Here is a 12,084-nt window from a genome sequence, read left to right as displayed (position 1 = left end):
TAGAACGGAGAAAATATGTTTGTAGATCGAGTTAAATTTAATGTTAAAGCCGGTAAGGGTGGCGATGGGATGGTTGGTTTCCGTCGCGAAAAATATGTTCCAAATGGTGGACCTTCAGGTGGTGACGGAGGTCGTGGGGGAAACGTTGTCTTCACAGTTGATCCTGGAATGAGCACCCTAATGGATTTTAAGTATAAAAAATTATTTAAAGCCCAAAATGGTGGTAATGGTGGAAATAAACGAATGACAGGTGCCAGTGCCGATGATTTAATTATTCGTGTCCCAGAAGGAACAACAATTTTTGATACAGCAAATGACAAAGTAATTGCTGATTTAACTAAGCCAGGTGATAAAGCAGTGATTGCTCGTGGTGGTCGTGGGGGACGTGGGAATACCCACTTTGCAACTGCGAAAAACTCAGCTCCAGAAATTGCTGAAAATGGTGAACCTGGTGAAGAGTTACAAGTTAATTTACAACTTCGTTTATTAGCAGATGTTGGTCTAGTTGCCTTTCCATCTGCTGGTAAATCAACTTTACTAAGTACAATTACCAGTTCAAAACCTAAAGTTGCGGAATATCATTTTACGACGTTAGTTCCTAATCTTGGAATTGTTCGTAATGATGATGGAAATGATTTCGTAATTGCCGATTTACCTGGATTAATTGAAGGAGCTTCTCAAGGTGTTGGGCTCGGATTTGAGTTTTTACGTCACATTCAAAGAACTCGAGTAATCCTCCATTTAGTTGATATGAGTGGTAATGAGGGCAGAGACCCATATGATGATTATGTTAAAATTAACAAAGAACTTGGTGATTTTGATGAGTCATTGTTGAAACGTCCTCAAATCATTGTAGCAACGAAGATGGATCTACCAGGATCAGAAGAAAATCTTGAAAAATTTAAAAAAGAACTAAAAGAGCATGATGATAAAATTGCAATTAGAGTAGACGCAATTTCATCAGTTACTCATCAAGGGCTAGACCAATTGATTAGAGATACTGGTGATTTATTATCTAAAACTCCTCAGATTCCATTTGTGGAAGAAGGTCAACTTCAAGAAGATAACGATGGTGATGTTCTTTACACTGCTAAGGAAGAAGAAAAACCATTTGAAATTCATCGTGATGAAGACGGTGTTTGGATGTTAACTGGTAAAAAAATTGAACGACTATTCCAGATGACCAATACAGATCATAATCAAAGTATGATGCGTTTTGCTCGTCAGTTAAGAGGAATGGGCGTTGATGATGCGCTTCGTGCTGCTGGTGCAAAAGATGGTGATTTAGTTGGTATTTTAGATTTCACTTTTACTTATATGGATTAAAAGAAAAAAGTAGTTAACCAATGTTGTTAACTACTTTTTTAGCCGAAAATGATTTGATTGTTTTCTAAACGATAACCAAAAATTCTTAGTTTTTCAGGTTTGTCAAGATAAAGTATGAGATTCTTGTCGAATTTCATGGTTTGCTGATTAACCTGATTAAGGTTTAGTGGTTTTTGTTTTTTTCCCGACCCTAAAATTAATTTTTGTTTATTAATGCTTAAATTAGTGACTGGGCAAATAGTCGATTGATTTTGGATGAAAATTGTTCTTGCTCGATCTAAATCTTGTGAAGAAACTTTGAACTCACTAAGTTTGATGATAATCACCTGATTTCTATTTTTGGCACTTTTCTTATGCTACAATAATTATATAGCAGATTATACGAATTTAAATTAAAAGAATGCTTCCTAGAAGGAACGGTAGAAAATATGCAGTTAGAGTTTTTTGGAACAGGGGCAGGAGTTCCCGGTAAGTTTAGAAATGTTTCAAGTGTTGCGTTACGCTTACTTGATGAAATTAATGAGGTATGGTTGTTTGATTGTGGGGAAGGAACCCAGCAACAGATTTTGCGTTCGACTTTAAAACCACGAAAAATCAATAAAATTTTCATCACCCATCTTCATGGTGATCATATTTTTGGATTACCAGGCTTACTTTCAAGTCGGTCATTTCAAGGCGGAGACGAACCGCTTACAATATATGGTCCAAAAGGAATTAAAGAATTTGTTCAAGTATCACTTAGAGTTTCACAAACTAAATTGGGTTACAAAATTAATTATGTTGATCTTGATGAACCAGGAATAATTTATGAAGGACCAAAATTTACAGTGATTGCTGCAAAATTAGAACATCAAGTTGAATCTTGGGGATATCGTGTCGTTGAACATAGTCATCCAGGTGAATTAATGGTTGATAAATTAAAGGCGGATGATATTCCAGCTGGTCCAATTTATGGTAAATTAAAAAAAGGCGAGACAGTTCAACTTTCAAATGGGCGCGTGATTGATGGAAAAGAGTACATTGGACCGGCACAAAAGGGTCGAATTGTAACTATTTTAGGTGATACACGTAAGACACCAAACATTCAAAAACTTTCACAAAATGCAAACGTAGTTGTTCATGAAAGTACTTTTGGTAAAGGAGAGGCTAAGCTAGCTCGTAATTATTATCATTCTACCAACGTACAAGCCGCCATTATGGCGAAATCAAGTGGAGTTGAGCGGTTGTTGTTAACACATATATCAGCACGTTATACGGCTAAAATGGCACGTGAATTGCAAAAGCAAGCACGTGAAATTTTCCCCAATACTAAAGTTGTTAAAGATTTTGATTTTATTGATATTCCATTTGAAAAGAAAGAAGATTAAAAATGAAAAAACAAGTTTATGTAATTTCAAGTTTGTTAATTGTAATTTTAATTGCAATTTTTGTTTTATTAAACATGGAAGACACAGCAGTTAATTTTGGATTTGCAACTATCAAGATGCCACTAATTTTAATTGTACTTGTAAGTTTACTTTTAGGTGCTTTGCTTATTTTTCTTTTTTCATCAATTTCATCATTCAAAAACAATCGTCAAAATAAAGCTAATTTAAAAGAAATTAAACAACTTCAAAGCAAAATTGAAGAATTAGAAGCAAAAATTGGAGTGGAAACTGAAGTAAAAGATGAAAAACAAGTTACTGAGGAAAACTCTGATAATGAAGATGAAGAAAAATAAAACTGAAAGAAGGTTGAGCAGTGTTATCTTCTAAATATGATTGGCAAATTAAAGCTAATCACGCGAAACCAAAGCAAATTGAAGACCTAGCTTCTCAACTTGGCATCAGCCAATTAATCGCCCAATTATTGATTAATCGTGGATATGATAATTCAGATAAAATTCGTCATTTTTTGAGTCCAGATACTTCTGATTTATATGATCCTTTTTTGCTTCATGATATGGATAAAGCTGTTGAAAGAATTCAAATGGCAGTATCAGAAGGCGAAAAAATTACAATTTATGGTGATTATGATGCAGATGGGCTAACTAGTACATCAATTATGTATGAAACTTTACAGGAAATTGGTGCGAACGTTAATTACTATATCCCTAACCGGTTTGATGACGGATATGGGCCAAATATTGATGCCTATCGAAAGATTATTTCTGACGGAACAACTTTAATTGTGACTGTTGATAATGGAGTATCTGGATTTGATGCAATTGAAGAAGCAAATAAACTTGGGTGTGATGTAGTGATTACTGATCATCATGAATTGCCCCAAAAATTGCCTAATGCATATGCAATTGTGCATGCAGATTTAAGTCCTGATTATCCATTTAAGTATTTATCAGGTGCAGGGATTGCATTTAAAGTTGCAACGGCGCTTAATGATGAAATTCCACAAGAAAAAATTGATTTAGCGGCAATTGGAACAGTTGCTGATTTGGTATCAATGACAGGTGAAAACCGTGCTATAGTTCAATTTGGACTAAATGTAATTCATTTGACTGAAAGACCGGGGTTAAAATCATTAATTAAGCACGCAAAATTAAAATTACCTAAAATTAGTGAAGAAGATATTGGATTCAAAATCGCACCTTCTTTGAATGCTTTAGGTCGAATGGGGGATGCATCTTCTGGTGTTGAACTTTTAACTACCAATGACGAAGTTCAAGCAGATAAGTTAGCTAAAATAACTGAAAAGAAAAATGAACAACGAAAAGAATTAGTGGCTCAAATAGCGGTTGAAGCGGAACAACAAGCTGAGACCCCGGAAAACTTAAAGCGTAAGATCTTAATAATTGCTGGAAAAGCTTGGCAAACTGGCGTCTTAGGAATTGTTGCTAGTCGGATTTCTGACAAATATCATAAACCAACTGTTGTATTAGGAATAGATGAAACTACTGGAGTTGCTAAAGGTTCAGGACGAAGTATTGCTGGATTTGATTTATTTAAAGCCTTAGATCGAAGCCGTGACCAAATGGTTGCTTTTGGTGGTCATGAAATGGCAGTGGGATTAACGATATCATTAGATAAGATTAAAGAGGTGTCTAATAATATAGAACAAGTAGCAACTGAAGAAAAATTAGATATTAATCACAAGCCGATTTTAATCATTGATTATGAAGTTAATGCGGATGATATTAACGATCATCTTTATGAAGATTTGTCCGTTTTAAGTCCCTTTGGAGTTGATAATCCAAAACCAGAATTTGCAATTAAACCTAATAATCTCAGTAGTATTTCAGTAATTGGTGCTGATAAATCTCATTTAAAATTTGAAATTCTAGGTTATCATAGTAAAATTGGAGCAATTGATTTTGGAGTTGGTTCTGAGTTAAGAGAAATCCAAAAATTATCTAATAATTTAAAGGTTGCTGGAACTTTAGGTAAAAATGAATTTCGTGGTCGAACTAATTTACAAATTATGGTTGACGACTTAAAAGTAGACGGTTGTGTTGTGATTGATCAACGTACCAATAAGTTAGTACAACAAATGTTTAAGCAACCTGGTGAATATGTTTTCTTTAACGAAAAATTGAAAAATAAATTAACCGGTTATTTAAATGATGAGTCTACAGCAATATTAGCAAATCAGATTGACTCGAAAAATCCACATAAAAAAATAATCATTGTTGATTGTCCTAAGAATATAGATGATTTTAAAACGTTAATTAATAAAATTGATGCACATGAAATAGTATTATATCTATATAAACCTCAACAACTTAGATCATTTGGTATGCCAAAACGAGAACAATATGCTAAACTATTTAAGTTCGTTAATGTTCATCAAAATGTAAAATTAAACCAGCATTTAAAAGAAATGTGTAAAGATTTAAAAATTGATCAGACTTCTTTAGTATTTATGATTAAAGTTTTTGATGAATTAGGTTTTGTAACCATTCAAGATGGAATAATGAATAAGGTTGATAATCCTAATAAGCATCCATTAAGTAGCGCGTCTACATATAAACAACGAGAACAAGAAATTGAACTTGAGAATCAACTGATTAGTTTAAACCAAAACGCATTAATTAATTTAATTCAAGAAATGCAAAATAAGCAGTGAAAGGAAGTACCAAACGATGGCACTTAATTTAAAAGATTACGTAGCTAGTTATCCTGATTTTCCAGAACCAGGTGTATTTTTTCGTGATATTTCTCCCTTATTAGAAAATGGAGAAGCATATAAGCAAGCTACAAATGAAATTGTTGATTACGCTAAAAAAATTGGTGCAGAGGTAATTGTAGGACCAGAAGCCCGTGGATTTATTGTTGGATGTCCGGTTGCATATGAATTAGGCATTGGGTTTGCTCCTGCACGTAAGAAAGGGAAACTCCCTGGTAAGACAGTTAAAGAAACTTATGGACTGGAATATGGGCAATCTGCGCTTTATCTTCATGAAGATGCAATTAAACAAGGTCAAAAAGTACTCGTTACTGATGATTTATTAGCAACTGGAGGAACTTTAGCTGCTACAATCAAATTAATTGAAGATCTTGGTGGTGTGGTAGTTGGTACTGCATTCTTAGTTGAATTAACAAAACTCCATGGTCGTGATAAACTAAAAGGGTACGATATTCTTAGTTTAATGAAATATTAAAAAAAACTACTTAGATACGTCTAAGTAGTTTAGTATGGAGGATTGGCAGAGTGGTAATGCACCGGACTCGAAATCCGGCGAACCAAGCTTATACTTGGCGCGCAGGTTCAAATCCTGTATCCTCCTTTTTATTTTTGATGAGATGTTTCCTAATAATCCCGTATGATATTAATTTTCTAATTCTTGAAAACTATAATTCTTATGGTATACTCAATATGTTATAAAATAACGAAACTACTCTTTTCCAGCAAAAAGGTCCCTACCGGTGACCTTTTTTGTTTACAAAAAAATAGACCCGAATTAATTCAAAATTCAGGTCTATTTTTTAATATTCGTAAGTTTTAACTTGTTTTTTCATTTCAGTAAAGTCTGTATCAGGATATTTGTTTTGAAGAGCTTGGAACAACATGTATTTAGCGAAGTTACCATTACGGGCCATAATTGGTCCATGGAAATAAGTTCCAACTGTATTTTTATGAACAGCACCTTCAGTACCGTCTTGACCATTGTTACCGTATCCTTGCAATACTTTTCCAAGCGGATGTTCATCTTCACCTAAGAATGTGATTCCTTGATGATTTTCAAAACCATGATATTTATTACCGTTTTTTTCATTTTCGATGACAACATCACCAATAAAACGATGGTCATGTTGTTGCTCAGTATAATGGTTCATGGCTTCAATTCCAGGTAATTTTTGACCTTTAGCATCAACGTAATATTTACCAAGCATTTGATAACCACCACATACAGCAACAAATGGTTTGTTAGCTTCAATAAACTTAATTAATTCAGCTTTTTTAGATTGAATATCATCTGCCACAACAGTTTGCTCGAAATCTTGGCCACCACCGAAGACAACAAAATCATAGTCATCTGCTTTAAAGTCCTCTTCTAAAGAAACAATATCAGAGGTAACTTCCACACCAATTTGTTTAGCATAGAATTGAAGGGCTAAGATATTTCCAATATCACCATAAGTGTTCATTAAGTCACCATAAAGATGAGCAACTCTAATACTCATTGTCATTAGTTTTGTCCTCCTTTAATGTAACCACGCTTAGCTAAAATAGATCTAACTTGCATCATTGCAGTATAGGTTGCTAAGATATAAACCTTTTTAGTTGGCATTTTTTTAATATCATCAACCACTTTTTCTAAATCTGGTTGGACGATATGTTTGTCATCAGGCACACCAGCAACTTTTAGACGGAAAGTAATATCTTTGTAGCGAGAACCTCCAGTTTCAAACTGTTGAATGTTCATCTTTGGTAATCTTTCGAATTCACCATCCCAAATCCAACTAGTATCAATTCCATCAGCATAATTAGCGTTTAGCAATGCCATAAACGAAAATGGTTCATTTTCAGTAGTTAGCAAATCAATCACTTGATTAGTTCCAACCGGATTTTTAACTAAAATAATTGTGACATCTTTATCGCCAATATGAATTTCTTCTTGGCGTCCAAAAATTCTTTCATTAGCATCGAAAGAATGCTTAATCTGTTCTGGAGTAACTCCTAATTCACGACCAACTGCATAGGCAGCTAAGGCATTGTAAATATTGTAGGTTCCACCCACACTGATTTGATATTGATGATTGTCAATATCAAACTTTGATTCAACTGGAGTTTGATTTTCAACACTGGTAACTTTGTACTTTAATTCTGGACGATGGTAACCACAGTTAGGACAGAAGTAATCACCCAAGTTAGCATAAATTAAATAGTGGTAATGTAAAATGTGATGACAAATGGGACAAATAATCCCGTCAGTATTTGCATGAGCTTTAAAATTGCCAGATGCTGGTTGATTTTCAAATCCATAATAAATTTGTGGATTAGGAAGTTCAACTGAATTGAAAATTGGTTCATCACCATTTGAAATTACGGTTGCACTGGGATCTAATTCAATTCCATCAAGAATTTTTTGATATGTCGTATAAATTTCACCATATCGATCAAGTTGATCTCGGAAAATATTGGTTAAAACAAACATTTTTGGTTTAATTTGTTCAACAATTAACTTAACGTTTGCTTCATCAACTTCAATAACGGCAATTGGTTTTTGCCCATTGCGTGGTTTTTTAGCTTCAAGAAAGGTAGAAACAATTCCTTGAATCATGTTTGAACCGCTTTTGTTGGTTAAGATTTCGTTGTATTTTTCTTTTAATACTTGCACGATTAATGCAGTAGTAAGTGTTTTTCCGTTGGTTCCACTAACAATAATTACATCGTAGTTTTTTCCAAGTTCGGTTAACACATTTGGGTCAATCTTAGTGGTGATTTTACCTGGTAAAGAACTTCCACCACCCATAAAGGTATGTAAAAACCAATATGAAGATTTTCCTGCTAGAGTTGCGATATCACTCTTAAAAGTCATTAACGCTCACATCCTTAGTTTAAAATATTTTACAATCCAATACTTTTGATTTTAGCATAAAACCGACAACTAAACTAAAATTAGAGATATCTTTACGTTATATTAACAATTCTAAATTACGAATGCAGAAAGATAAAAAATTAGCTATAATAAAACTAAGAGTATTTTATAGAAAAAGGTGATATTTTGGCACAACTTTTCTTTCGTTATGGCGCCATGAATAGTGGAAAGTCATTTGAAATTATTAAGGTAGCACATAACTACGAGGAACAGGGCAAAAAAGTTATTCTAATGACGAGTGCTTTAGATACACGAGAAAAAGAGGGCACAATTGCGTCTCGAATTGGTTTAGAAAGAGTTGCAATCGCGATTAAACCAGATGCAAATGCAATGCAACTAGTCCAAAATCGATTAAGTGAAATTAATGATCGAGTGAGTTGTATTTTAATTGATGAAGCACAATTTTTAGAAAAACATCATATTAAAGAGTTGGCTCAAGTCGTAGATGAATTAGATATTCCGGTAATGGCTTTTGGACTAAAAAACGATTTTCAAAATCAGTTGTTTGAGGGATCAAAGTATCTCTTACTTTATGCTGATAAGCTAGAGGAAATGAAGACCATTTGTTGGTTCTGTGAAAAAAAAGCCACAATGAATCTTCGTTTTCATGATAAAAAACCAGTTTATGAGGGCGAACAAGTTGTAATGGGAGGCAATGAATCATATTATCCTGTTTGTCGAGAACATTATAATCATCCACCTAAACAATAAATGAAAGAAAGAGGAGTAAAATGGCCGATAATAAAATGGATCAGATTTTTGATAAGTTACAATCTGTCTCTGACCGTTACGAAGAAGTTAATGAGTTAATCAGTGATCCTGAAGTTATTTCAGATACAAAACGATTCATGAAATTATCTAAAGAAGAGGGTAATTTACGTGAGACCGTTGAAACATATAAAAAATATCGAGAAGTGACGGAATCACTCAATGATGATCAAGAAATGCTTAAAGAAAAACTTGATGATGATATGAATGAAATGGTAAAAGCCGAAATTTCTGATTTAGAAGAACAAAAAACGGAACTGGAAGAAAAATTAAAAATCATGTTAATTCCTAAGGATCCAAATGATGATAAGAATATTATCATGGAAATCCATGGAGCAGCTGGGGGAGACGAAGCTAGTTTATTCGCTGGCGATTTGTACAACATGTACGTTAAGTATGCCGAAACTCAAGGTTGGCAAGTTCAAGTTATTGATGAGGTTCCAACTGAAGTTGGGGGCTTTAAACAAATTGTATTGATGATTACTGGTGATAACGTTTATTCTAAGCTCAAATTTGAAAATGGTGCTCACCGAGTTCAACGAGTTCCCGAAACTGAATCGGCTGGAAGAGTACATACTTCGACAGCTACGGTTGGCGTGATGCCTGAAGAAGAAGACGTTGATATTACAATTGATCCAAGTGATATTCGGACCGATGTTTATCGTTCCTCAGGAGCCGGTGGACAACATATTAACAAAACTTCATCAGCTGTTCGGATGACCCATTTGCCAACCGGAATTGTGGTTGCCATGCAAGACGAACGATCACAACAACAAAACCGGGTTAAAGCAATGAACGTTTTGAAGGCTCGGGTTTATGATTATTATAAGCAAAAAGAAGAAGATCAATATAATGCTCAACGTAAGTCGGCCGTTGGAACAGGTGACCGTTCTGAAAGAATTCGAACTTACAACTATCCACAAAACCGTGTGACCGATCACCGAATTGGTTTGACACTAAACAAATTAGATAAAGTGATGGCCGGCGATTTAGGTGAAATCATTGATGCATTGATTGTTTCTGATCAAGCAGAAAAAATGGAGCACTTAAATGACAACGAAGCTTAAGCAAGATGTCACATTCTTTGAAGCCCTAAAATGGGCTTCTTTGTGTATAAAGGATAAAAATATTGAAAATGATGAAGTTCAATTTTTATTGTTAAATCAAATGAACTGGGATCTAACCACTCTATTACGTAATTATCGAACTAAGATGACGGTAAAAGAACGTGAAGAATTTATTAATAACGTTAATCGTTTAATTAATGGTGAGCCAGCTCAATATATTATTGGAAAAACTTATTTTTATGGTTATCCGATAAAAGTTGATCAAAACGTTTTGATTCCACGACCAGAAACGGAAGAATTGGTTGAATGGATTTTAGCAGATTATTCTAAGCAACCACTGAAAGTATTGGATATTGGGACTGGAAGTGGTGCAATTGCAATTTCATTAAAAAGGCAACGACCTGATTGGCAAATTACGGCATCGGATATTTCGACGGATGCTTTAAAAGTTGCTAAATCAAATGCGCAACTCAATGGTGTTAAAATTAATTTTGTTGAAAGTGATTTATTAGCAAAATTTGCTGGTAAAAAATTTGATGTAATTGTTTCAAATCCTCCATATATTGCTTATGATGAAAAAAGATTGATGGATCAAGATGTAATCGACTACGAACCCCAATTAGCGCTCTTTGCTAAACATGAGGGGCTCTTTATCTATGAACGTTTAGCTAAAGAGGCTGGAAATTATTTAACTGATAGTGGTTCATTATATTTAGAAATTGGATTTCATCAAGGACAGTCAGTTATTAAGTTATTAGAAGATAGTTATAAAACGGCTGATACTATTTTACGGCAAGATTTAGCTGGCCATGATCGTATGATTAAAATGGATTTAAAGGAGAATAATAATGGAAACTAAAATATTTAAACCTAATCAAATTGATCAGGCTGCAGCAGAAATTAAACGGGGAAATTTAGTTTCATTTCCAACTGAAACGGTATATGGATTAGGGGCAGATGCTACAAACGTTGATGCGGTTGAAAAAGTATATAAGGCTAAAGGTCGTCCTAGTGATAATCCTTTGATTGTTCACGTTGCCGATGTAAAAACAGTTGAAAAGTATGCTTTACCACTCGATGAAAAAACCAAGAAATTGATTAAAGCGTTTTGGCCAGGTCCATTGACCATCATTTTGAAGCTTAAGCCTAATGCTTTATCGAAAAAAGTTACGGGTGGTTTAGATACAGCTGCCTTCAGAAATCCAGATAAGCAAGCTACAATTGATTTAATTAAAACAGCAGGGGTTCCTTTAGTAGGCCCTTCAGCAAATACTTCTGGAAAACCAAGTCCCACTTTAGCTGAACACGTTTATCATGACTTACATGGTAAGATTGCTGGAATTTTAGATGCCGGTGCAACTGAAGTTGGAGTTGAATCTACAGTGATTGACATGTCGACAAAAACGCCAGCTATTCTTCGACCAGGAGCAGTAACTCAAGCAAAGATTGAAGAAGTGATTGGTAAAGTTGATGATTCAGAAAAGAAAGTGGGCAAAAATGATATTCCCAAGGCACCAGGAATGAAGTACACACATTATTCTCCTAGTGCTGACGTTCAGATTGTCGATGAAAAACATGAATGGGAAAAAGTGATTGAATGGATTCAATCACAAAAAAACATGGTAGGAATTTTAGCCACCGATGATGTGATTACTAACAATAATTGGCCTAAGAATACTAAAATTTTTAGTCTTGGTATGGACATTAAATCAGCTAGCCATTTACTCTTTGCAGGATTACGTGAGTTCGATTTGAATCCAAAAATCAAGACGATTCTAGCTCAGGGCTTCTCCAATGAAGGTTTGGGTGAGGCATATATGAATCGCTTGAGCAAATCCGCTGGGCAAAAGCATTTTGACCAAGTATAATTTGAATAAGCAATTTTAT

At 34.3% G+C, this 12,084-nt stretch carries 12 protein-coding genes and 1 tRNA gene; 10 read left to right on the top strand and 3 right to left on the bottom strand.

Annotated features, from left to right (window positions below):
- Positions 1 to 15: 15 nt before the first annotated feature.
- Entirely contained in the window at positions 16 to 1,326 is a 1,311-nt protein-coding gene (gene obgE, locus PY770_RS05000) for a GTPase ObgE (protein ID WP_163601197.1), read from the top strand.
- Positions 1,327 to 1,364: 38 nt separating this feature from the next.
- Here obgE and PY770_RS04995 read toward each other — a convergent pair whose 3' ends face one another.
- Positions 1,365 to 1,652 (bottom strand): hypothetical protein, encoded by a 288-nt coding sequence (locus PY770_RS04995; protein ID WP_163601196.1) that lies wholly within the window; start codon positions 1,650 to 1,652, stop codon positions 1,365 to 1,367.
- A gap of 102 nt (positions 1,653 to 1,754) precedes the next feature.
- On the opposite strand from PY770_RS04995, the gene rnz reads away from it, so the two are divergent.
- From rnz to PY770_RS04970, 5 genes are all read left to right on the top strand, one after another.
- The gene (rnz, locus tag PY770_RS04990; protein ID WP_275045837.1) at positions 1,755 to 2,693 is read left to right on the top strand and encodes a ribonuclease Z; all 939 of its coding nucleotides are present in this window, start codon (positions 1,755 to 1,757) and stop codon (positions 2,691 to 2,693) included.
- Between the two features lie 2 nt (positions 2,694 to 2,695).
- Positions 2,696 to 3,046, top strand: a complete 351-nt coding sequence (locus tag PY770_RS04985) for a lipopolysaccharide assembly protein LapA domain-containing protein (RefSeq protein ID WP_014082215.1) — start codon at positions 2,696 to 2,698, stop codon at positions 3,044 to 3,046.
- 20 nt (positions 3,047 to 3,066) lie between these two features.
- Positions 3,067 to 5,385 carry a single-stranded-DNA-specific exonuclease RecJ gene (gene recJ, locus PY770_RS04980; protein WP_275045836.1) on the top strand — a complete coding sequence of 773 codons (2,319 nt, stop codon included), beginning with the start codon at positions 3,067 to 3,069 and terminating at the stop codon, positions 5,383 to 5,385.
- Positions 5,386 to 5,401: 16 nt separating this feature from the next.
- Positions 5,402 to 5,920 carry an adenine phosphoribosyltransferase gene (locus PY770_RS04975; RefSeq protein ID WP_041817865.1) on the top strand — a complete coding sequence of 173 codons (519 nt, stop codon included), beginning with the start codon at positions 5,402 to 5,404 and terminating at the stop codon, positions 5,918 to 5,920.
- 36 nt (positions 5,921 to 5,956) lie between these two features.
- Positions 5,957 to 6,046, top strand: a tRNA-Ser gene (locus tag PY770_RS04970).
- Positions 6,047 to 6,245: 199 nt separating this feature from the next.
- On the opposite strand, the gene PY770_RS04965 is transcribed toward PY770_RS04970, so the two are convergent.
- Both PY770_RS04965 and PY770_RS04960 read right to left on the bottom strand, forming a co-directional pair.
- Positions 6,246 to 6,950 carry a type 1 glutamine amidotransferase gene (locus PY770_RS04965; protein ID WP_103428442.1) on the bottom strand — a complete coding sequence of 235 codons (705 nt, stop codon included), beginning with the start codon at positions 6,948 to 6,950 and terminating at the stop codon, positions 6,246 to 6,248.
- Positions 6,950 to 8,302: a Mur ligase family protein gene (locus tag PY770_RS04960; RefSeq protein ID WP_103428443.1), complete on the bottom strand. Its 1,353-nt coding sequence runs from the start codon at positions 8,300 to 8,302 to the stop codon at positions 6,950 to 6,952. The genes PY770_RS04965 and PY770_RS04960 overlap by 1 nt, the downstream gene beginning before the upstream one ends.
- A 216-nt stretch (positions 8,303 to 8,518) precedes the next feature.
- Between PY770_RS04960 and PY770_RS04955 the strand changes: the two genes are divergently transcribed.
- Genes PY770_RS04955 through PY770_RS04940 form a run of 4 tightly spaced genes read left to right on the top strand, consistent with a single transcriptional unit; the run spans position 8,519 to position 12,065 of the window.
- Positions 8,519 to 9,073 (top strand): thymidine kinase, encoded by a 555-nt coding sequence (locus tag PY770_RS04955; RefSeq protein WP_395350390.1) that lies wholly within the window; start codon positions 8,519 to 8,521, stop codon positions 9,071 to 9,073.
- Positions 9,074 to 9,108: 35 nt separating this feature from the next.
- Positions 9,109 to 10,197 carry a peptide chain release factor 1 gene (gene prfA, locus PY770_RS04950; protein ID WP_041818112.1) on the top strand — a complete coding sequence of 363 codons (1,089 nt, stop codon included), beginning with the start codon at positions 9,109 to 9,111 and terminating at the stop codon, positions 10,195 to 10,197.
- Positions 10,181 to 11,056, top strand: coding sequence for a peptide chain release factor N(5)-glutamine methyltransferase (gene prmC / locus PY770_RS04945; protein ID WP_275045835.1), 876 nt, complete (start codon positions 10,181 to 10,183; stop codon positions 11,054 to 11,056). The genes prfA and prmC overlap by 17 nt, the downstream gene beginning before the upstream one ends.
- Positions 11,046 to 12,065: an L-threonylcarbamoyladenylate synthase gene (locus PY770_RS04940; protein WP_103423092.1), complete on the top strand. Its 1,020-nt coding sequence runs from the start codon at positions 11,046 to 11,048 to the stop codon at positions 12,063 to 12,065. The genes prmC and PY770_RS04940 overlap by 11 nt, the downstream gene beginning before the upstream one ends.
- Positions 12,066 to 12,084 lie beyond the last annotated feature (19 nt).

Source organism: Fructilactobacillus sanfranciscensis, assembly GCF_029023685.1.
Lineage (GTDB): Bacteria > Bacillota > Bacilli > Lactobacillales > Lactobacillaceae > Fructilactobacillus > Fructilactobacillus sanfranciscensis.
This window is presented reverse-complemented; position numbering and strand designations above follow the sequence as displayed.